This window comes from Pseudomonas sp. SIMBA_068 (assembly GCF_046534705.1).
GTDB lineage: Bacteria > Pseudomonadota > Gammaproteobacteria > Pseudomonadales > Pseudomonadaceae > Aquipseudomonas > Aquipseudomonas putida.
In genome coordinates, this window is record NZ_JAWRYI010001135.1 from 1 (window position 1) to 252 (window position 252).

Here is a 252-nt window from a genome sequence, read left to right on the forward strand (position 1 = left end):
GCTTCCTGATTGTCTGGGAGCTGACCGACGATAACCCGATAGTCGATCTGTCGTTGTTTAAGTCGCGCAACTTCACCATCGGCTGCTTGTGTATCAGCCTCGCGTATATGCTCTACTTCGGCGCTATTGTTCTGCTGCCGCAGTTGTTGCAGGAGGTCTACGGTTACACGGCGACCTGGGCAGGTTTGGCCTCTGCGCCGCTAGGGATTATTCCGGTGATCCTGTCGCCGATTATCGGCCGCTTCGCGCATA

1 pseudogene is annotated in these 252 nt (G+C 56.0%); it reads left to right on the plus strand.

The window, feature by feature from the left end:
• Positions 1–252, plus strand: a pseudogene (locus SB756_RS33045) (MFS transporter); the annotation flags it as partial.